Origin of the sequence: Mucilaginibacter pankratovii (genome assembly GCF_014773265.1) — a bacterium.
Lineage (GTDB): Bacteria > Bacteroidota > Bacteroidia > Sphingobacteriales > Sphingobacteriaceae > Mucilaginibacter > Mucilaginibacter pankratovii.
In genome coordinates, this window is the sequence record NZ_JACWMY010000001.1 from 282,621 (window position 1) to 303,690 (window position 21,070).

The 21,070-nt window shown below is 47.5% G+C and carries 15 protein-coding genes; 5 read left to right on the plus strand and 10 right to left on the minus strand.

Annotated elements, in window-relative coordinates:
• Position 1 precedes the first annotated feature (1 nt).
• On the minus strand, positions 2-799 hold the full coding sequence (locus IDJ77_RS01080) for a hypothetical protein (protein ID WP_191187074.1): 798 nt from the start codon (positions 797-799) through the stop codon (positions 2-4).
• A gap of 207 nt (positions 800-1,006) precedes the next feature.
• Between IDJ77_RS01080 and IDJ77_RS01085 the strand changes: the two genes are divergently transcribed.
• Genes IDJ77_RS01085 through IDJ77_RS01100 form a run of 4 tightly spaced genes read left to right on the plus strand, consistent with a single transcriptional unit; the run spans position 1,007 to position 3,550 of the window.
• Positions 1,007-1,477: a hypothetical protein gene (locus IDJ77_RS01085; RefSeq protein WP_191187075.1), complete on the plus strand. Its 471-nt coding sequence runs from the start codon at positions 1,007-1,009 to the stop codon at positions 1,475-1,477.
• Between the two features lie 9 nt (positions 1,478-1,486).
• Positions 1,487-2,137: a hypothetical protein gene (locus IDJ77_RS01090; protein WP_191187076.1), complete on the plus strand. Its 651-nt coding sequence runs from the start codon at positions 1,487-1,489 to the stop codon at positions 2,135-2,137.
• A complete protein-coding gene (locus tag IDJ77_RS01095; protein WP_191187077.1) occupies positions 2,113-2,931 on the plus strand; it encodes a sensor histidine kinase in 819 nt (272 codons plus the stop codon). Before IDJ77_RS01090 ends, IDJ77_RS01095 begins: the two co-directional genes overlap by 25 nt.
• A complete protein-coding gene (locus tag IDJ77_RS01100) occupies positions 2,918-3,550 on the plus strand; it encodes a response regulator transcription factor (RefSeq protein WP_191187078.1) in 633 nt (210 codons plus the stop codon). The genes IDJ77_RS01095 and IDJ77_RS01100 overlap by 14 nt, the downstream gene beginning before the upstream one ends.
• A gap of 108 nt (positions 3,551-3,658) precedes the next feature.
• On the opposite strand, the gene IDJ77_RS01105 is transcribed toward IDJ77_RS01100, so the two are convergent.
• The 8 genes from IDJ77_RS01105 to IDJ77_RS01140 form a co-directional block, all read right to left on the minus strand.
• Positions 3,659-5,293: a family 43 glycosylhydrolase gene (locus tag IDJ77_RS01105; RefSeq protein ID WP_191187079.1), complete on the minus strand. Its 1,635-nt coding sequence runs from the start codon at positions 5,291-5,293 to the stop codon at positions 3,659-3,661.
• Positions 5,294-5,314: 21 nt separating this feature from the next.
• A complete protein-coding gene (locus IDJ77_RS01110) occupies positions 5,315-6,835 on the minus strand; it encodes a glycoside hydrolase family 32 protein (RefSeq protein ID WP_191187080.1) in 1,521 nt (506 codons plus the stop codon).
• A gap of 2 nt (positions 6,836-6,837) precedes the next feature.
• The gene (locus IDJ77_RS01115) at positions 6,838-8,400 is read right to left on the minus strand and encodes a glycoside hydrolase family 32 protein (RefSeq protein WP_191187081.1); all 1,563 of its coding nucleotides are present in this window, start codon (positions 8,398-8,400) and stop codon (positions 6,838-6,840) included.
• A 38-nt stretch (positions 8,401-8,438) separates the two neighbouring features.
• Positions 8,439-9,821, minus strand: coding sequence for a DUF4960 domain-containing protein (locus IDJ77_RS01120; RefSeq protein ID WP_191187082.1), 1,383 nt, complete (start codon positions 9,819-9,821; stop codon positions 8,439-8,441).
• Between the two features lie 22 nt (positions 9,822-9,843).
• Entirely contained in the window at positions 9,844-11,544 is a 1,701-nt protein-coding gene (locus tag IDJ77_RS01125; protein ID WP_191187083.1) for a RagB/SusD family nutrient uptake outer membrane protein, read from the minus strand.
• Between the two features lie 13 nt (positions 11,545-11,557).
• Positions 11,558-14,635 carry a SusC/RagA family TonB-linked outer membrane protein gene (locus IDJ77_RS01130; protein ID WP_191187084.1) on the minus strand — a complete coding sequence of 1,026 codons (3,078 nt, stop codon included), beginning with the start codon at positions 14,633-14,635 and terminating at the stop codon, positions 11,558-11,560.
• Between the two features lie 159 nt (positions 14,636-14,794).
• Entirely contained in the window at positions 14,795-15,742 is a 948-nt protein-coding gene (locus IDJ77_RS01135) for a carbohydrate kinase family protein (RefSeq protein ID WP_191187085.1), read from the minus strand.
• An 11-nt stretch (positions 15,743-15,753) separates the two neighbouring features.
• Positions 15,754-17,079, minus strand: coding sequence for a sugar porter family MFS transporter (locus IDJ77_RS01140; RefSeq protein ID WP_191187086.1), 1,326 nt, complete (start codon positions 17,077-17,079; stop codon positions 15,754-15,756).
• Between the two features lie 346 nt (positions 17,080-17,425).
• Between IDJ77_RS01140 and IDJ77_RS01145 the strand changes: the two genes are divergently transcribed.
• On the plus strand, positions 17,426-20,188 hold the full coding sequence (locus IDJ77_RS01145) for a hybrid sensor histidine kinase/response regulator transcription factor (RefSeq protein ID WP_224750918.1): 2,763 nt from the start codon (positions 17,426-17,428) through the stop codon (positions 20,186-20,188).
• 6 nt (positions 20,189-20,194) lie between these two features.
• On the opposite strand, the gene IDJ77_RS01150 is transcribed toward IDJ77_RS01145, so the two are convergent.
• A complete protein-coding gene (locus IDJ77_RS01150; RefSeq protein WP_191187087.1) occupies positions 20,195-21,046 on the minus strand; it encodes a universal stress protein in 852 nt (283 codons plus the stop codon).
• Positions 21,047-21,070: the final 24 nt, after the last annotated feature.

Sequence of the window (21,070 nt, forward strand, 5' to 3'; positions counted from 1 at the left end):
ATTAAGAAACCATCAAAGGATGCAGATTTGGCAGAATAATACCCGCGTTATATTGATGAGGGGAGTGCGATATCACCGCCCCGGTAATGGCAGTTATGGTTAGTATTACACCACCACCGGGACCTTGAGCAGCCGCTCCAGATACGGCATAAGTATGAACGCCCGCAGGTAGCTGGATATCCTGGTGTTCGTTTTTATCAAAGTGAAGCGTTTGGCCATTAATAATAATATCCAAAGTACCAAGCCCGCCCGAAAAAGCGGTATTAAATCTAACGGTCCTGATAACGGAGGTTGCAAGATTTGCAGCACCTACAGGGGCAACTAAATTGGCCGCTTTAAAAGCCGCACCACCGCCACCGGCCATCGCGGTCATGGTAGCCATTTTAAATTGTGTGTTCATTTTCTCCTGCGTAGCAAACTGCCCTTTTATTTCGTTTACGGCTTTAATATACTCCAGTATTTTGGCCCAGAAAGCCGAGCCGCCGCTGGCCATAAGGCCTACAATAAAACAAGGAATAAGTATTTTACCGGAATCTGTATCCAAACCCACATTGAGGTTGCCAAAAAAACCCGTAGGATCTTTAGCCATCATCGCGGCAGCGCCCCAGCCCGCTAAAAAAGCGAGGATCATAACAGCGAACCTTCGTAGTTTTTCCTGCGTACTGTAGGGTGGTATGGGCGCCGGATCCGGCGTATTCAACGCGGGTACAAGTGTTTTAATAAAGGTTACCAGCCTTTCGCTGGCTAAGCTGATCGCGAGGATGATGGATACAAGCTTCATGATAATTGAAATGTCCATGATAATAAGTTGTTTAGTGTGGTAATTTATTTTGTTATCCAAATTTGGGGAGTAAGTTTTGCAACCGGCAGGGCGAATAACACAGGCCCGAGGGGGTATTTTTACGGGTAAACAAAACCGTAATTATCACTATATTACCCTACCTAAACAGCCATAATTTTGGGCTGTACTTAAACAATTTCTTATCACCCTAAAACAATTAAAAAAATGGAGTTTACAAAAAGGCCTCTGATAGGTGAAATATCACAGGCGGATGCACAAAAAATGGTGGCCGCGTTCCCATCCCCAGCTAACGATCCAAACTACACCAAGTCGGTTTGGTTCAGCCTCGAACAAATGGACCAATTGGTAACCCTGCTCAAATCAGAAAAATTGATGGGAGCAGAAACAGACGGTGTCCGAATATATTTCGCGCGTTATGTAGATGGACTTGTGCCACCGCCACCCGCAGAATACAAAGACAGAAACACCGTTATTTTTGTTTCTACCAAGGCGGTGGGCAGAGCCCAAACCGCCGATAACCAAGAAACTACCTTCCACGAGGATTACTTCACGGGATTAAGCTTCCCTGCTCCAAACGAAGCAGGTGGGGATGGTTCGATTAAAATGAAAACCTCCGGAGCCGAAAATCGCGGTGAATTATGCCAGCCAAGGTGCCAGGGAGTAACACTACCATAAAAGCCCTGGATGGCCAAATACATCAGCATAAACATCGTATTGGAGTTGTTGTGCCTGCTTGCAGCGATCGCTTATGTTTTAAGAGACAAAAGCCTCATCTGGCAAAGCGGCATGGGGTTTATGCTGCTTACTGTTGTAATGGAAGAATTGGGCCGGCATTTTAATTTAACAAACCAATGGGAAAATAACCAACTGGTTTATAACTTACTAACCCTGCCCGAAGCTATTTTTATCAGCAGTATGTTTTATTGTATGCTGAAAGATTATACGAGGGCCGGGCCGGTTGTTATTACCGGCCTGGCCCTTATTTACGGCCTTTATTTATACGAGTTTATAAAAAACGGGCCCTTTGTATACATGAACATGACCATCACCGTAATGGCGGTCATCTTCTCGGTTTATAGTTTTTTGTACATGTACCTGTTTATTAAAGACGAAGCTTATGTAGAGCTGAAAAAACACGCTGCGTTTTGGTGGGTAACCGGGGCGTTGATGTATTACTTTGGCGGATTAGCAACAAACCTGTTATTTACGGTAATGCCTTTTGCCGATAGAAGTATAAATGCCCGGCTTTATTCGTATGTTTATGTGGCCCTAAACCTGTTTTTGTACGGATTTTGGAGCTATTCATTCAAATGTCGGTACCAACAAACGAGATAGAGATATTTATTGTATTAATCACCACGGTATTTTTACTGGCGCCTGTTACCCTGGTGCTTTTTGTTAGCCAGTATAATCAACGCAAAAAAAGACATTCTGAGGAAAAAGTGATGATGCAGCAGAATTATGAAATGGAAATAGCGAAAGCGCGCGTTGAGGTACACGAGCAAACGCTGCAAACCGTGGGCGCCGATCTGCACGACCATATTGGCCAGTTGCTAAGCCTTACTAATTTTACCCTAAAATCGGTTGACGAGCAAAAGCCCGATAAAACCCGCGAAAAGATAGATTCGGCTATCGCTTTAACCAGCAAATCTATACAGGAACTGCGCCTGCTTGGCAAGTTGCTGCATGGCGAGCAATTAATAAAGGATGGTTTATCGCGGTCTATCCGCTATGAGTTGGATTGGCTGGAGCGATTGGGTAAACTGAGGATAGAATACCATGATAATAACCCAACAGCCAAAAGCGGCCTGGATGCTAACAAAGAATTGATGGTGTTCCGTATTTTCCAGGAGATCATTAACAATATCCTGCGGCATGCGGAGGCAACTGTTATGACCGTTACTTTAACCTACCTGGACAATATGCTTGAACTACAGGTTACCGACGATGGCGTTGGTTTTGATGTGGCTAAAGCGCAGGCAATCTCGCCAAATATGGGGCTTTTTAACATGCAGCACCGGGCAAAAATGATCAACGGCAACGCCGTTATTGAAAGCGGGCCCGATCGGGGTACTGTTGTAAAACTAAGCGTACCTTATGATAAAATAACCGAACATGACGCCAATTAAGATTGCGATAGTAGACGACCATACGCTGTTTAGGCAGGGCATTGGCGCCTTGTTGAAAGAGCACGAAGAAATACAGATAGTTTTTGAGGCGGGTAACGGTAAGCTTATGCAGCAAGCCTTAACAAAGCAGCCTTTACCGGATGTTATCCTGATGGATATTAACATGCCTGTGATGGATGGTTATGCATCTACAGCATGGCTTAAAGCCAACCACCCGGGCGTGGCGGTATTGGCATTGAGCATGTACGAGGATGATAACAGCGTTATAAAAATGATAAAACATGGCGCCGGGGGCTACGTTTTAAAGGAATGCCGGCCAACAGAACTATTAGGCGCCATAGTTTCGCTCAAGGAGCGCGGCCTGTACCTCAACGAAATGGTGTCAGGCAAAATGTTCCGGTCGTTCAACAAGGCCGACGATGCGCAGATATCAACCAAAGAACTGGAATTTATGAAATGGTGTTGTTCTGAACTCACCTATAAAGAAATTGCCGACAAAATGTTTGTTAGCCCAAGAACGGTTGACAGCTACCGTGAATCGCTGTTTCAGAAACTGAATTTAAAATCGCGCGTGGGGTTGGTTTTATACGCTATAAAAAACAGCTTTTTCCTTCCATAACCGCCATAGGGTTGGCGTTCTTAACAAAACAAGGCGCCCCCATCTCACCTGGAGCGCCTTTGATCAACTAAATCCCGGCGAATGCATACCGGAAATATCTTATATTCATTAAGGATTGGTTACGAGGATGTTTTTGAACGTAACATCGCTATGATCGGTAAAAATACCCCAGTTGGTTGTTTGCGCTTTATAGATGCGGCAGCTTAGCGCAGCTACGTTGTTAATATACACCACCACCATCGAGTTCTCTACTACAATATCTACCGTATAATCGGTGTTTGGCGCCAATGTGATGGGTACGTCGTTATCCGCAACCGTGCTTGGAGTTATAGAGCCATGCTGCGTTTTATCAAAGCTGAACCTGTTTTGCGAGGGCACAAACCGCAGGCTGTAAAAATCGTTAAAGCCATCACAGGCACCTATCATAAAGCCAAAATCCTTTGCCGAGCTCGCATAATTTACGGTAGCGCTTATTTTGAATTTTTGCTTAGCCACGGGATCGTAGATCACATTGGCAACGTCAAAATCGGCAGGGCTTATCATCCGGTAGGTTTGCTGGCCGGGTACGGTATTGGTTACATTACCCCACTGGCTATCCACAGTAAGCGCATAATTATTCGTTTCGAGGTTGGCCTTCAACGTATGCGGAATGGTTAAGGCGAGGTCGCCGTTGGCCAGGGCGTAAAGTTTATGTACTACCATATTACCGCCCCAGGTCCAGGCGCCGGCATCGGTATGGCCCGCCAAAACGTTGGTCCAGCCAAAAATATAATGATCGCCAAACTGATCTTTCTGAATTTTACCGGCAAAAAAGCTTTTTCCTTCAAAACGGCTAAGCCCAACCGGGTTGCTCCAGGGTCCGCCTACCGACGATGATTTGCGGTAATACATGTACTTATTTATCTGGTCGGAATAGATGAGGTAATAGGTGCTGCCTATCTTTATTTCCTGCGGGCATTCCATCATCCAATAATTGGTGGCGCCGCCATCGTATAAAACGCCCTGGTAGGTCCAGCTGTTTAAATTGTTAGAAGTGTATTTTACAATAACGCCCCGCATGGTGCCGGCTATGGTTTTACGCGCGGCCACCAGCATGTACCAGGTGGTGCCATCCAGGAAAACGTAAGGGTCGCGAAAATTATCATTCTCATCAAAACCCTGCCCGGTGGGCACGTTAATGGTACTGAACGACGTATTTTTTGTATACGCCGAAGTGGGGGTGGTTGATGAGGCCCGCATAATACCTTCCAGCTTTGTACCGCAGGTGGTGTAATTGTTGTTGTGGCCCGAATAAAAAGCGTAATAAGTAGAGCCGTTTTTTACGATGCTGGCCGCCCCTACCGCGTTATCCTGCGCACAGGTAGCCGAACTGGAGGAGATGATCTCGCCGGTTGCCGTGTAGGTAAAAAAGTTAGTAGTAGTAAAGGCGTACAGCGGGTGCCGCTTGTTGGTGGCATCGTTCCAGATATCCTTCAGAAAATACACCACAAATTTGTTGGTGGCTGCATCAAAAAAAGGGGCCATGTCGCCTACCCGGTAGCCGTCGGCCGTCATTTTGTAGATGGTGTAATCGGTTTGCTCGGTTTGCTGTGTACAAACGAGTGCGGCCATGGAAAGTGCAGTGCCTGCTTTGTCTGTCCTTACGGCTTTTAACACAGGTTTATACTGCTTTTCGGGTTTACAGCACCAGAGTGCAAGGCACAGCGAAGCTGCTATGCCAAATTTTACATTTGATAGTCTCATATTCGGTTTATTTAATTGGTTTTACCTGATGGAGGGCTTTACTCCCGAGTACGTTATCTTTTTAAGCTTTAAAGGCCCTGTAGATGTGATATGCAATTGGTTTAGCGGTTCCTGGGGGAAGAAGATATTGGTTAATACCGATAACCCATCATCGGTAAAAACTTCTGCCGAAGCCACATCAACCAGTAATTTTATAGATAGCCCCTCGCCGGCTGCAATGCGCGGCGCGGTGGTTTTGCGTGCGAAGCTTTGCTCGAAACCCACATCGCCCGATCTTGTGCGGTCTACGTAGTAGGTATTGCTTGCCTTATCATAGCCCACAAGCACTTCGTTGCCTTTAGCGTTGCTTAAGTGCAGCGTAATGTCTTCCAGGTTTGCCAGTTCAATATTCAGCAGGTATTTCCCGCCGAAGGCGCTTACTTGGGGAGAAAGGTCATAATCGCCGTTAACGGTTACATTTTCTAACGAGGCGGATGGCCCGGTAATTTTTGCCAGTTCGCTCACAGGTTCAGCCGCGAGGTGAAGCGTTCCGTTAACATCTTTCAGCTTCAGTTCGCGCGGAATGGTCATGGCGCTTCGCCAGGCTTTGGTTGGCACTACGTTGGCATAATTCCAATTGGTCATCCAGCCGATAAAGATCCTGCGGTTGCCGGTGTTGGAAAAAGTTACACCCGCGTAATCATCCGCGCCGTAATCTACCCAACGCGTGCTGGTATTATCGGGCACAAAGGTTTTGCCATCAAAATTCCCCACAAAATATTGCGTGGCCGAGCCGCTTGTAGGGCCGCCGGGGTTAATGCTCACCAGCAAAACCCACTTTTTTGTCCCATTATAATCGAGGCTGATCAGGTCGGGGCATTCCCATACGCCGCCATGCGCACCAAGCTTTTCGCCAAACTCGCTTTCCTTGGTCCAGGTTTTTAAGTTGGGCGATGAATAAAAGGTGATGCGGTCTTTGGTTGCCAGTGTCATCAGCCATTTCTTACCGGCCTCGTACCATTGCACTTTAGGATCGCGAAAATCCCAGATGCCGGGGTTTGGCAACACGGGGTTGCCTTTATACTTTGCCCAGGTTTTGCCTTCATCGGTACTGTAAGCGATACTTTGATACTGGTGCAAGCCGGTTTTAGCTTCCTCTATCTTTTGATTATGATGCGTAAAAATGGCGATGATGGCATTTTTACCAAAACCTGCGGTATTATCCTTATCAACTACGGCGCTGCCCGAGAATATGGTGCCCAGGCTATCCGGATAAAGCGCTATCGGCTGCTCCGTCCAGTGTATCAGGTCGCTGCTCGTAGCGTGGCCCCAGTGCATGGGCCCCCAGGTGGTACCGCCGGGGTTATACTGAAAAAACAAATGGTATGTACCGTTTAAGTACACCATCCCATTAGGGTCGTTCATCCAGTTAGCCTTTGGCGAAAAATGGAACTGCGGGCGGTACTGCTCTGCTACGGTAGTCTGCTGCATAACTTTTTGACTGGTGCTGCAGGCCGCGATAAGCATTACCCCCAGTAAAGGCCATAGTTGATAAGTTTTCATATTTAGTGTTTCAAAACTTTGAGTCCGTTTACGTTAAGTCCCTGCGCATCTGCCGACAAGCTCCAGGGGTTGCCGGCCATGCTATATACCCGGTTTGTTAAGGCTACCTGGTTGTTAATGTACAATACCGCCACAGATCCGTCAATAATCATGCTGAAAGTGTAGCTCTTGCCGGCCTCAAAAGTAAACGGCACACGGGTTACTTCTGCACCATTGTTGTAGGCGGCAATGCGGTTATTAGCCGGCTCTAATTTAATAACATAAGTGCTGCTATTATCGGCCTTTGTATTTAAGCCGATAGATGCTGTACCGGTAAGGTTAGCCAGGCTAAAGCTACCGGTAATTTTTGAGGTACTATCTAACCCTGCAAATTTGTACAAAGCCAAAGCGGAACCACCCGTTAGCGTATAATTAGCGCCCGTGTGGGCTACAGTACCGGTATTCGCGCTTACAACCGGCTCGGCCTCTTTAGTAAAATAGGCGCTTACTGCTGCCGGGCTTTTTACGCCAAGCTTATCGCTGCCCAGTTTAAAAAACTCGTGCGATATCAGGTTACCGCCCCAGGTACGGGTACCGCCATCATTTTCGGGATTGCGGCGGTGCGCCCAGCCCAGGGTATAATAGGCCGTACCGTCGGTAGCGGCACGGCCGGCGTAAAACTGGTGCCCATCAAACATATCCTGGCCATCGGCGGGTTTTAGCCATGGGCCTGCGGTTGATGTAGCTACGCGGTAATGCGTGCCCGGCGTGCTGCTCCAATCCTCTGCAAAAAGCATGTAATACTTGCCGTCCATTTTCAGGATATCCGAGCATTCCAGCATCAGGTAATCGCCCTGTACATTCAGCGGACTGCGGATGGTCCATTTATTGGTAGCCGGATCTGAAGACGTATACACTAAAATTATCCCCTTGCCTGCCTGCTGGGTGCTTACCAGCATCCAGTATTCCGAAAATTCGTCGTTATAAAATACATACGGATCCCTGAAATCGGTTCCCGAGAAACCTTCCGAAGCTTTTAAAACGTAATCGCTTTTTTTGGTCCATGTTTTCAGGTCCTTACTGGTGGCATACATGATAGCTTCACGGGTGTTGGCACCAACAAAACCGGGGTTATTATTGGTGAGCCAGTTTGGGTTGCTGTTGAAACCGGTATAGTAGTAATAATACGTATCCCCTGCTTTCACCATGGATCCGGTGCCTATTAAATGGTCCTGCGTGTTCGAGTTGCCATAAGTGATCATTTCCCCGGCATCGGTGAAATTTAACAGATCCTTAGAGGTTAACTTGGCGATAGGGTGCTGCCCGGGGCTGCTTTGCTTCACCCTGTCGGGCGCATCAAACAGGTAAAAGATCTCAAACTGCCCGTTTACATAATAAGGCATTACATCCCCTACCCAGCCGGTGCCATTGCCGGCAGCCGAATTGGCCACCGGTTTAGGGTAAATGTTAAATTTTGCTTCGGTATAAGGCGCAACCGGGTTACTGGTCACCGTATCTTTTTTACAGCTGCAGGCAAGCAGGGTTGTTATAATGCTGCCCGCCAAAAAATATCTTTTAAAAACCATACTCATATATTTATTTGGTATTTATAATTGATGTGATGCTACTGATGCAAGTAATCGATAGCGTTTTTGGTGATCTTTTTAATATTGGTGATGTATAGGTTATTGGAGCTTGCGCCGCCCTGCGGTTCCGAATACCAATCGTAAGCGCCAAAGGCTACAACAACCACATTTGGTTTACCGGCTGCATTTTGCCACTCGGCGATGCCTACACGGCCATCCAAGTTATCGTCCCAGTTTTCTGATGCAAGGTTGATGCCCCCGGTTTGTTCGCGCCAGCCGGCACCGTTGCCATAGCCCCCCCACTCGTTCACAAACCACCACGCGGTATGGTTAAGGCGGAAGGTACCGCTTTGCAGCAGCCACATTTTACCCGGCTCGTAAGTATCCACACCCTGGAATATCGGGTGGCTTTCCCTTGTTTTAAAGGAGATGCCCCAGTTGTTTGTCCCTTCAATAAATCCGGCAGGCAAAAAGTCGCCGAATACGTTGTTTGGCCCTTTACCTGCAGGCACCACGGCCAATGCCTCTACATAGCGGGCGGCAAAGGTGCTGAGCATTAAGCCGCCGCCGTTGGCGCGGTAAGCCTTTAGCGCGGTAACAACTGCCGGGGTAAGCGCGGCGGCGGGCAGATCCTGTGAGGAATCGTAATGCCACCAGATAACTTTATAATTGGCCAAACTGCGACCACCCTCTATGCTTTGGAAAGAGATATAATCGGCAGTTGGATAGGTAGTAAAGAACCAGTCCGCTGCCGCTTTCTCATCCGGGTTGGTGATGGCAGCCCTCGAGCCTGAAAGTCCCAGGAACGCGTATTCGCTGATGGAATTACTAATGACGTTTACATTATAAACTGCGCTAACACCGCCAATAGTTAAGGTGTAGGCAACGGGTTTTGTAAAATCCTGCGCCACGCCCGATGCCGGTGAAGAAGTGATACCCGCAGGCATGGTGAGCGTTGGCACCAGGCTGCTGAGGTTTGTACCATCGGGCAATATCACCGAGATATTTTTGCCTTCCTGGTCGATAGTCCCGTTTACGCCATTGATACTGAACGCGCTGAGCGGCGGGGTTATTTTCACTACCACGGTATAATCGCGGTACAGGTTTCCGCTGGTTACATGGTAGGTAACGTTGCCGGTAAAATTAAGCGCCTTGCCCGAAGCCGGCGAAATTGCTGCCTCACCGGGCATTTGCATAACCGGGGTTAACGAGGTTACATCCGTACCGAAAGGCAGGTTAACGGTTATTTGGCCGGTGCTATTGTTGATCTCGCCCGGCACATTGTTTATCGCGAACGATTTCAGCTGCACATCAGCGCTTACATTAAAGGCCGATTTTTTTTCCTTATTACATCCAGCGGCACAAAAAGCCAGCCCAAGGATGAATAAGAATGCTTTGAATGGATTAATATATCTTGTCATTTTTATTGATGATTAATAGGAATTAATAACCCGGGTTTTGAACGTACAGCCCCTCACTAAAGAAGATCTGGTTTTGCGGGATGGGCAAATACTCATCACGCCCCTTGGTGAAATGCGCGCCCTGGAAAATACTGCGCGCGGGTTTTTCCGTATCAAAATAAGCGTTGATCACTTGGTCGGCTACCCCCCATCTTATCAGGTCGAAGAAACGCTCGCCCTCCAATGCCATCTCCAAACGGCGCTCAAAACGTAGGGCTTTGCGGGCGTTAGCCTGGTCCCAAACAATGTTTACGCCTGGGTTGTATGGTTTCACGTTGTATTTGGAGGTGAAGGTTCCGTTCTCCATTTTCAGCCTTGCGGTACTGTTGCCCGCACGGGTGCGGATCTCATTAATAATAGGCAGCGCCTCGCCCTGCCTGCCCAATTCTACCAGGGCTTCGGCTTTAAACAGCATTACATCTGCCAGCCTGATCATGATCCGGGTTTTGGTGTTGCCATAAAACGGTGCTATGTTGATGAAGCAATCACAATCGGGCGATACGTTCTCCTTCATGGAATTGTAGGTACCATAGATTGGAACGTTACGGCTCCAGCCGGCAGTAACCAGGCGGGTAGGCTCGTATTTCCAGGGCGCACCGGGGCGCGAGATGGTATGATCTACCCTCGGGTCGACAGTGTTCACTGCGAAATCTACATTCTGCTGGTTAAAGTTATCCAGCAAGGGTACGCCATCTGTAGTGGTGCGGAAGGCGTTCATCAGCGTTTGCGATGGTTTCTGGAAATCGCAGCAGCCAATGCCTTGTGGCACGGTAAGCATATCGCCGTAGTTTACACGGCCACGGCCCGCACCATCATCGGTAGAGAATTGTACCGCCATGATTGATTCTGAGCCATTCTCGGTACTGCCCGGTAAAAAGTTATTGGCGAAATCCGACTGGAGTTTATAGCTCGAAGCCAGCACCTTATCGGCCGCATCAACAACTTCCTGCAGGTGTGTTGCATCCATACCGGTAACGCCGTGGTTCTCGTTTTGCTTATACGCCTGGAACAACCTTGTTTTCGCGAGGAAAGCAAACGCCGCGTATTTATTGGCGCGCCCTACCTGCGACTGCAAAGCAGGCAGGTTTTCTGATGCGAACTTGAAATCCAGCGCGATTTTCTCCAGGATCTGGTCGCGGGTAAACTCGTTGTTCTTTTTGTTTTTGTACTCGTCTGCAGGCACGGTCTCGTCTATGTACGGGATGTTTTTAAACAAATTCTCCAGCATCAGGTACCAGTAGCCGCGTAAAAAACGCAGCTCAGCTTTGCGGGTGTTCAGCAGCGGGAATTCCGACTCTGTGAATTTATTCATCACCCTCAAGCCCTCGTTTGCCCTGCGGATGCCGATATAGATATTGAACCAGATTCCATCGTAGTTCCATTGATCGGGGCGCGAGTTTACAAAGGTTTCCATCGAGTGGAAAACATCACCATCGTTGATGCCACCGCCTCCTTTATAGGCATCATCCGCGCGGATGTTACCATACTGGTACATACTGAACGCACGGTTTATTTCATCGTTGCCTAATTGCGAATAAGCTGCAATTACAAAGCCGTCAGCCTGCTCCGGCGTGGCCACCTGCTCCTCGTTTAGCGAGCCTTTAGGGCCAACCTCCAATGCTTTTTTGCACGAGCCCGTTATAATAAGCGCCGCTAATAATGTTATGTATATATACTTTTTCATGATCGGTATATTTTTAGAGTTTGATATTGATACCGGCGGTTACAACCGTTGGGTTGGGGTAACCAAAGCCGGGGCTTTCGGGATCCAGCCCGGTGAATGATTTTGATTTCCAGAGGATGGCCAAGTTATCGCCGCCTACGTAAAACCTCAAGGATTTCAGCTTGATCTTAGATAAGGTGCTTTTGCCAAAGGTGTAGCCTATCTGCGCGTTCCGCAACTTTAGGTACGAGCCGTTCTCCACAAAATAAGTAGAGAATCTTGCTTCAAAGTTATTATCAGTTAAGGCAATGGCCGGGATAGTGGAGCTGGTGTTACTTGGCGACCACGCATTCAACAATCTTGCGCCTTTGTTGGATGATGATTCCACCGCGCTCCAAAAATCGGTGTAGTATTTGGCATCGTTACGCACATCAACCGAGCCTACACCCTGCAACAGGAACGACATATCGAAATTCTTATAAGCGATATTAGCGTTAAAGCCATAGGTGAACTTTGGCAGCGGGTTGCCTATCCAGGTACGGTCATCGTCATTTATCACGCCGTCGTTGTTACGGTCGCGGTAACGGATACGCCCCGGGGCAGCGCCGTTTTGGGTAGCATGCGCTGCAACTTCCGCCGGATTTTGAAACAAGCCATCGGCAATGTAGCCAAAGAACGAGCCGTAAGTGCGGCCCAAAATATTCTGGGTTTTACCATCGCCACCGTAAGCGTTTACTACCGATGAAGGCAGCTTGGTAACCTTATTGCGCACGATATCGATATTGCCGTTCAGATCGAGCCTTAAGTTTTCGCCAATGGTGCTTTTGTGCCCTAAGGAAAGTTCGAAGCCTTTGTTCTGCATCGAAGCGCCGTTTACGTAGGTGTTACCGCCCTCGCCCAGTACGCCAATGTATGGCGGCAGCAACAGGATATCTGAGGTGTTTTTTATGTAATAACTCACGCTACCGTAAAGTTTTTGGTTGAACATGGAGAAATCCATACCAACATCCGTCATCTGTGTGGCTTCCCATTTCAGGTTAGGGTTCGCGTTTTGCGCCAGGTAGAAACCTGATGGCAGCACGCCACTTTTATTACCATTGATATCATAAGCGGTAATGTTGTAGCTGGATAGGTAGATGTTATAGATAGCATTGTTATTGATCTCCTGGTTACCGGTTTTACCCCAGCTGGCGCGGAGTTTCAGGTCGTCAAATAACGAGGTGGCTTTTTTGAAAAACGGTTCTTCGCTCAATCTCCAACCCGCAGAAAATGCCGGGAAAGTACCAAACTTGTTATTCGCCCCAAAGCGTGAGGAGCCGTCATAACGTACCGTGGCTGATAACAGGTACCTATCCAGGAAAGAGTAATTTGCCTTGCCGATATAGGATAACAGTACGTTCTTAGCACCGTAGCCGCCATTATCCTTTATACCGGTACCGGCATCTAAATACAGGTAATCCGGGTCTTCCAGTACAAAGCCCTCGCGGGATGCCATAAAGGAGGTGGTTTTATCCACGTAATACTCTGTACCCGCAAATACATCCAGGCGGTGTTTGCCAGTTTCCAGCTTGTAGTTAAGGGAGTTTGTCCAGGTGGTTTTTACGTTGTGGGTTTGTGTGTTGATCACCTTGTTCACATCGTTCTCCAGGTAGCCGCTTACGTATTTCTTTTGCCAGTTACGCGCCGTGTAATCACCGTAATCGATACCGAAATTGGAACGGAAGGTTAGGCCTTTAAACAATTGGGCATCTGCAAAAAAGTTACCGAACAGGCGCAGGTAATCGTACCCGTTCTGTTGGTTATCCTGCAACACACGCACCGGGTTTTGCCTGTCGTTCATGCCCTCAACCGGGCCGCCCCAGCCTTTACCATCAACGGTATGCACCGGGATAATGGGCAATGCCTGCAAGGCGGAGTTGATGATATCTGCCGATACTTCATGGGTTTTGGTGATGCTTAAATTCTGGCCGATGGTTACGGCACCTTTCAACAATTTATAATCCGAATTTAACCTTGCGGAGATACGGCTAAAACCCGTAGTTTGCACGATGCCTTTGTTGTTATAATAACCTAAGGACAACAGGTAGCGGCCGTTTTCAGTTCCGTTTGATAGCTGCAGATCGTGGTTTTGGATAACGCCCAATTGCGAGATCTCGTTAAACCAATTGGTGTTGGCTGCTTTAATGGTTTGCGCGCTGTTGAGGTATTCCGAAACATAAACTTTGTTCAGCACGGGCTGGTTGGTTGATGGATCTACATTCCAATCGAAGTTATAGTGTAAGCCATTGCTGTTCGGATCGAAGCCGTTATTTACATAGGCCTGCCACAGCACTTTTCCGTAGCCTTCGGCATCCAACATTTTCAGCTTATTTACGTAGGTTGATACTGATCCGTAAGAGTTGGCGCTTACCTGTGTGCCGCCCAATTTGCCATGCTTGGTGGTAATAATAACAACACCATTTGCTGCACGTGAGCCATAAACGCTTGCCGATGCCGCATCCTTCAATATCTGCATCGACTCGATATCCTGCGAGTTCAATTCGTGCAGGGCCGCTTTGGTAGGCACACCGTCAATGATATACAACGGGTCGTTATTATTCAGCGTACCTATACCTCGGATACGGATAGTTGTTGGCGAGCTGGGCGCGCCGTTACCGGTAATGTAAACACCCGGTACCTGCCCCTGCAAAGCTTTCATCGGGTTGGCAACGGTTTGTTTCTTCAGGTCGTCTACATCAACAACCGCTACGGAACCGGTGAGGTCCTTTTTGCGTTCGGTTTGGTAACCGGTAACTACCACTTCGTTCAAATCTCGGGTGTTGGTTTGCAGGGCAACATCAATAGTTGTACGGTTACCTACGGTTATCTCCTGCGTTACAAAGCCGAGGTAAGAAAACACCAGCACCGCGTTATCTCCAGTTGCTGCAATGCTATATTGCCCGTTTACATTGGCGGCGGTGGCAACATTGCCGCCTTTGAGCTTTATGCTCACACCGGGGAGTACCTCGCCTTTGGCATCGGTTACTTTACCCGTTATGGTTTTATTCTGAGCCCTCGTTGTTTGGAAAACAAAGGACAAAGAAAGGATGAGTAGAAAATATTTCAATTTCATTTCCTTTAAAAAAGTTAATACTTAAACATTTATTGGGCGTGTGCCCGGTTTATAATTTCTGGTGCAAAATGCCTGGTCAGGGCGTTAAAGTAAATGGTTTCTTCATGGTTTTTAGGGTTTTGAGTTTTATAATTGGTTTATATCTGTGTATCAGCCATTTCAGCTGGCTATCAATTCGTGGTTATGGTAATTCGGGTTGTGGCTAAAAAGCTTCTTCTTCCAGATAAACCGGCCAAGGTCGTACCTCGAATACTCCGGACAGGCGCCTGATTGTGAAGTAATAAACGCTCCCATCGCTACTGCGTAATCAAGCGCCACTTCTACCGGCTCATCGGTAAGTTTCATGGCCAAAAACGCGGCAAGGAAGGCATCGCCGCTGCCAATGGTATCGGCAACGCTTATTTTGTAGGCGGGGTAATCGTAACGGTAAGCTGCGGTGTAATAGCTGGCACCTGTGCTGCCCTTGGTTATCAGAATTTCCCGCACATTAAACTCGCGGAATAACAGTTCAATGCAATCCGCCTCGGTTTGACAATTAGCATCGTACCATTGGGCAATCTGCATCAGTTCGCTGGTGTTCAGCTTCACCATATCGGCGCGGTTCAGCAGGTCGGTCACCAGGTCTACGGTATAATGCGGTGCGCGCAGGTTTACATCAAACACCCGGTACCTGGCAACATCAAGCAGCCTTAGCAATGTTTCGCGGCTTACGTTGTCCCTCGAACTTAAGCTGCCGAATACAAATGCATCAGCCTTGCTAACCATTTCCGCTAATTCGGGCTGCCAGGCTATCTTATCCCAGGCAACGGGGTAAACTATCTCGTACGATACTTCATTATGATCGTTAATGCTGGCCAGTACTTCACTGGTGGCGTATTGCTGATTCACCTGGATATGATCAGTTGAAAGGCCTACCGTTTTCAAAAAAACAACGAGGTTTGCACCGGCTACATCGTTACCAATACTGCTGATCACCTGGCTGTTGATGCCCAGCTTGTGCAGGTGGTAGGCCACATTCATGGGTGCGCCGCCGGGGATGCGACCGGTGGGCAAAACATCCCAAAGTACCTCACCAAAACAAACTACCGATGTGTTTAAATTTTTCATTCGCTGCTGTATTAATGCATTACTAAATTAGACCCGATCTGCTCCAGCGATTTACCCTTAGTTTCGGGCATCATGCGCCAAACGAAGATCAATTGCAGTACCATCATGCTGCCGAAGAAGAAGAAAGTGGTTGCGCCGCCCAGCTTCTCGGCCAGATATGGGAAGCAAAAGGCTATCAGCGCAGCCATTACCCAGTGCGTAGAGCTGCCCAGCGTTTGCCCCTTGGCCCGCATCTCGTTAGGAAAGATCTCTGATATAAACACCCAGATAACAGCGCCCTGCGAAAAGGCGAAGAACGCGATGAACACCATCATATAAAGCGGGATGGCAAAGCCGTTGAAAGAACCCGAGTAAAAGGTAAATGCCACTAAAAACAAGGAGCCGATGAGCCCAACCGAACCGATAAGCATCAGCACGCGCCGGCCCACCTTATCAATTACGTTAATGGCCAGCAGGGTGAAGATGAAGTTGATAACGCCCAGCCCAACAGTTGAGAGCAGCGATGAATGTGCGCCCAGGCCCGCCATTTCAAATATCCGCGGAGCGTAATAAATAATAGCGTTGATGCCCGATACCTGGTTAAAAAAAGCGAACAGAACGGCCAGTATCACCGGCGTTTTATACTGGCCGGAGAACAGGCTGGCAGTTTTGCCTGTATCATTAAGGCTTGAGTTTTTAATTGTGACGAGCTCCTCATCGCAATTAAGCGGATTTATCACACGTAATATCTCCAGTGCTTTGGCTACTTCGCCTTTTTTTAGGATGAGCCAGCGCGGGCTTTCGGGGATAAAGCGTATCAGTATTAAAAACAGCAGCGAGGGGAAAGCCTGTACGCCCAGCATCCAGCGCCACGAGCTTTCGCCGCCCTGGCTGATAAGGTAATTAGACAGATAGGATACCAATATCCCCAGGACTACGTTGAACTGGAACAGGCCCACCAGGCTGCCGCGGCGGTCGGCCGGGGAAACTTCTGATATATAAATAGGTGCGGTTACCGATGATACCCCTACGCCAAGCCCGCCCAAAAACCTGAACACTAAAAACATGTACCAGTTATCGGCCAGCCCGGTGCCTATTGATGATAACAGGTAAGCAGCAGCTACAAAGTATAAGGTGTTTTTGCGGCCGAAAATATCTGAAGGGCGTGCGCCGAATAAGGACCCTAATACAGTACCTATAAGCGCGATGGAAATAGTAAAGCCATGCTCTACTACTGATAAATGCCAGAATTGTTGGATAGATTTTTCTGCGCCTGATATTACTGCGGTATCAAACCCAAACAGGAAGCCACCAAGGGCTACCACCATGGACCAGGCCAGGACGGAATGTTTTCTCATAAAATTCACTAAAGGTGTTATTGGTTTTAACTATCGCAAAGTAGGGCGATATGCGGGGCGACCGTTATTGGTTTTAGATCAAAAACGTTTAAATATTCATACCATATCAACACGCTGATATTCAGCAAAATAAAATTATGCGTTCCGACACCGTTTTCTTTAACCTTTGGTTATGTTACATGCTATTTACAGTTTTGATACATCTTTGAAGCAATTTTGAACATGCCCAAAGCCGGCTGTTTGCATTGTAAAATAATTTATCTATACTTTTGATTAACCAATTGCGCAAAATGTGCGCAAACCTGTTAACCAAGCATTTCATTTGAAGATCAAAAAAAAGGGGCTTATGACTTTTATAGGCAAACTGCGCATTGCAGTATTATTATCGGTATTAAGCTTTTTGGCATTACCCGGCTGTAAAAACACCGATAAGGCCTCGCAGTATACCATTGGTTTTTCGCAATGTATTGGGTCGGACCTGTGGCGGCGCAATATGCTGGATGAAATGAAAATGGAGCTTTCTCTGCACCCGGGCGCCAACTTTGTATATGCCGACGCCGATGGCAGCAGCAAAAAACAGGTGGAGCAGGTAACAGCCATGCTAAACGAGGGTATCGACTTGCTGGTGATATCGCCCAACGAAGCGCAGCCGCTTACCGGTATTGTGGAGCAGGCCTATAATAAAGGGATCCCGGTTATTGTTATCGACCGCAAAACGGCATCGGCACAGTACACCGCTTATGTGGGTGCCGATAATTACCAGGTGGGCAAACTGGCCGGCGAATACATGCACACCATATTAAAAGGCAAGGGCAATGTGATAGAAGTAATGGGGCTGCCCGGCTCCTCTCCCGCTATTGAACGCCAGCGCGGATTTTACGATGCCATAAAGCACTATAAGGATATCCATATCACCAAACAGGTTTATGGCGACTGGCTAAAGGAAAATGCCGAGCGCCAGCTGATGCAAATACAGCCGGAACTTAAAGATGCCGATGCCCTTTTTGCACATAACGATGTGATGGCCCTTGGCTCGCGCGAGGTTCTTAATAAACTAAAACTGAGCAAAAACATAAAAGTATTGGGTATTGATGCCCTGCCGGGTACGGGCGGCGGCTTGCAAATGGTGTCGGCAGGTACACTGAATGCCAGCGTGGTTTACCCTACAGGCGGAAAGGAAGCTATCATGACAGCCTTCAGGATCCTGAATAAAGAATCCTTCAGCAGGGAAACCATCCTGCAGTCGCTGGTGATAGATTCTACGAACGTAGAGCTGATGAAACTGCAATGGGGTAAAATAAGCAGTCAGCAAAAAGATATAGAGCGGCAGCAGGCCCTGCTTGCCGAGCAGCGCGAGATCTACAACAATCAGCAATTGGTGCTCAACATCATTGTGATAACACTGGTGCTTGCTATCGTTTTTGGCGGGCTGGCCTTTTATTCGCTTACCGAGAACCGCAAGACCAATAAAAGCCTGGAGGCCAAAAACAACGAGATCTTGCTGCAACGAAACCAACTGATAGATATGTCGGCACGGGCAGAGGCTGCGACCGAGGCCAAGCTGAATTTCTTCACCAATATTTCGCATGAATTCCGTACACCGCTTACGCTCATTTTATCCCCGGTGGAGGATCTGATGCGAAACGAGAAGCTGAACACTGCAGCAGGTAAAAATCTTGCGCTCATCCACAAGAACGTATTTAGACTGTTGCGCCTGGTTAACCAACTGATAGATTACCGCAAAATTGAGTACGATAAACAGCAGATCAGCGTATCGCGCAATAACCTCGTAGAATTTGCAAGGGATATACTGGACAGCTTTCAGCATAACGCCAAAAAGCGCAACATTAGCCTAAGTATTGCCACTAACGAGCCTGTAATAATGGCCTGGTACGATGTTAACTTGCTGGATAAGGTGTTTTTCAACCTGATATCAAACGCTCTTAAATTCAGTAACGAAAACGGTCGCATTCAACTCATCTTCTCTCGCAGCGAGGACATGATACACATCGCTGTGCAGGATAACGGCATAGGTATGGAAGCCAACGAGGCGGAACATGTATTTGAGCAGTTTTACCAGGCAGATAACGGTTTGGCAAAAGGATCGGGCCTGGGGCTGGCCTTAGCTAAAGAGATCATCGCTTTGCACCTGGGTACAATTAGTGTAACCAGCAAAAAATGGCAGGGCACTACATTTAGTATTACATTGCCTGCGGATAACAAGCATGCGGATACGTCGGTACAAAAAAGCGGGACTAACACATCCACCGTTGAGGAGCGGGCCAAAGTTTATACAGCCGATTTTGAAGAACTGCCCGCCTTAAGTGCAAGCGATGCACTTAATTCACCCAGGGAGCATTCGATCCTGATAATTGAAGATAATACCGATCTGTTGAATTATCTGGCCGAAAAATTAGGGAACGACTATGAAATATTTATTGCTGATAACGGCACGCAGGGCTTAAATGACGCCTTCCAGAACGTACCTGATCTGATCATCTCTGATGTGGTGCTGCCGGGCATATCAGGCAAGGCGATAGCCGAAACGCTGAAAACTGATATGCGCACTTCGCATATCCCAATTATCCTGCTTACCGCCCAGGTAAGCGTTGAGCAACAAATAGACGGGATAAAAAGTATGGCCGATGCCTACATGACCAAACCCTTTAATTACGACCACCTGCTGGCCACGGTAAAAAATCTCATCCGCAACCGCGTAATACTGAAAGAGCATTTCACCAGCGATGTAAGCCACGGCACCATGCCGGTATCTAAAACGCTGGACAAAAAATTCCTGAATGATTTCTCGGGCATTGTTGAGCAGAACCTCGGCAACGAAAATTTCAACGTGGATGATATCTGCAAAACACTGGGCATATCTCGCGTGCAGCTTTACCGTAAGGTGAAAGCACTGCTGGGCTGCAGCATTACCGACTATATTTTAAACCGACGCCTTAAAAAAGCAAAATACCTGCTTATAAACGAAGGCCACTCGATATCAGAGATCACCTACATGGTAGGCTTCTCCAGCCCTAATTATTTTTCTACCGTATTTAAGGCCAAATACAGTTGTACCCCAAGCGAATTTAAAAAGCAGCAACCGTCGTAATAACCATTACATCAGCACCTTGTTAAACCCATCGGGCAGTACCAGCAAGGGCACTTTGGTATGCGTTGCAAGTTTTTGTGTGTAGCCGCTGCTAAAAATTCCGTGGCTGCGGTGGATCATCACCAGCAGGTCTATCTGGCTGTTTTCTGCAAGCTGGTTTAAGCCGGTGCTCACGCCTTCGCTTTGCAGGCTGCGATAATAAACATTGGGATAATTTATTTTACAGGTTACTTCACTTAAAAAAGCGTCGATAGCTTTTTGATCCTGCCCGGAAGATTGTATTACGTGGCTAAGCAATATTTGAGCGTTAAAATACCTGGCAAAATTGGCAACCGAGTGCAGTGTATCAATATCGGTATCACTCAAATCGGTAGCAAAAGCAATTTTCCTGATAGATGTGTAAACATAGTTTTTGGGCACCAGCAGCAATGGAAAATCAGCCTTCTCAATCAGGTTTCGGCTGTTGCTGCCCAGCACCAATTTCGAAAACAAATTAGCGCCCGACATCCCCATCACCACCATATTCAGTTCATCATCCAACACAATGTTGCGGATATAATCTGTTACATCCCCTATACCTGTTGAACACGCTATATGGGGTGTAAAATCACTGTTCGGATTATGCCCCTTTTCTAAAACATTTGCTAAATAAGCTAACTCTGCCTCTGCCCCGTCCTTTAAACTCGCCATATCTTCCAGGGGCCAGGCAACTTGTGCCGCGTATATCGATTCGGCGGGTATTTTTACCGCATTGCAAAGTTTAATGTTTGCTTTAACCGTTTCGGCTATTGCGAAAGCGTATTTGGCGGCATTGTTTGCTGCCGGCGAAAAATCGGTAGGCACAAGTATCGTTTTCATGTTGAAAATTTTATTGTTACAAAA

What these genes read in the sequence shown, in the direction of transcription:
- IDJ77_RS01100 (WP_191187078.1), top strand. Translation starts at nt 2,918, where the DNA reads ATGACGCCAATTAAGATTGCGATAGTAGACGACCATACGCTGTTTAGG.
- IDJ77_RS01110 (WP_191187080.1), bottom strand. Translation starts at nt 6,835, where the DNA reads ATGAAAACTTATCAACTATGGCCTTTACTGGGGGTAATGCTTATCGCG.
- IDJ77_RS01150 (WP_191187087.1), bottom strand. Translation starts at nt 21,046, where the DNA reads ATGAAAACGATACTTGTGCCTACCGATTTTTCGCCGGCAGCAAACAAT.
- IDJ77_RS01115 (WP_191187081.1), bottom strand. Translation starts at nt 8,400, where the DNA reads ATGGTTTTTAAAAGATATTTTTTGGCGGGCAGCATTATAACAACCCTG.
- IDJ77_RS01095 (WP_191187077.1), top strand. Translation starts at nt 2,113, where the DNA reads ATGTCGGTACCAACAAACGAGATAGAGATATTTATTGTATTAATCACC.
- IDJ77_RS01080 (WP_191187074.1), bottom strand. Translation starts at nt 799, where the DNA reads ATGGACATTTCAATTATCATGAAGCTTGTATCCATCATCCTCGCGATC.
- IDJ77_RS01135 (WP_191187085.1), bottom strand. Translation starts at nt 15,742, where the DNA reads ATGAAAAATTTAAACACATCGGTAGTTTGTTTTGGTGAGGTACTTTGG.
- IDJ77_RS01140 (WP_191187086.1), bottom strand. Translation starts at nt 17,079, where the DNA reads ATGAGAAAACATTCCGTCCTGGCCTGGTCCATGGTGGTAGCCCTTGGT.
- IDJ77_RS01130 (WP_191187084.1), bottom strand. Translation starts at nt 14,635, where the DNA reads ATGAAATTGAAATATTTTCTACTCATCCTTTCTTTGTCCTTTGTTTTC.
- IDJ77_RS01120 (WP_191187082.1), bottom strand. Translation starts at nt 9,821, where the DNA reads ATGACAAGATATATTAATCCATTCAAAGCATTCTTATTCATCCTTGGG.
- IDJ77_RS01145 (WP_224750918.1), top strand. Translation starts at nt 17,426, where the DNA reads ATGACTTTTATAGGCAAACTGCGCATTGCAGTATTATTATCGGTATTA.
- IDJ77_RS01090 (WP_191187076.1), top strand. Translation starts at nt 1,487, where the DNA reads ATGGCCAAATACATCAGCATAAACATCGTATTGGAGTTGTTGTGCCTG.
- IDJ77_RS01085 (WP_191187075.1), top strand. Translation starts at nt 1,007, where the DNA reads ATGGAGTTTACAAAAAGGCCTCTGATAGGTGAAATATCACAGGCGGAT.
- IDJ77_RS01105 (WP_191187079.1), bottom strand. Translation starts at nt 5,293, where the DNA reads ATGAGACTATCAAATGTAAAATTTGGCATAGCAGCTTCGCTGTGCCTT.
- IDJ77_RS01125 (WP_191187083.1), bottom strand. Translation starts at nt 11,544, where the DNA reads ATGAAAAAGTATATATACATAACATTATTAGCGGCGCTTATTATAACG.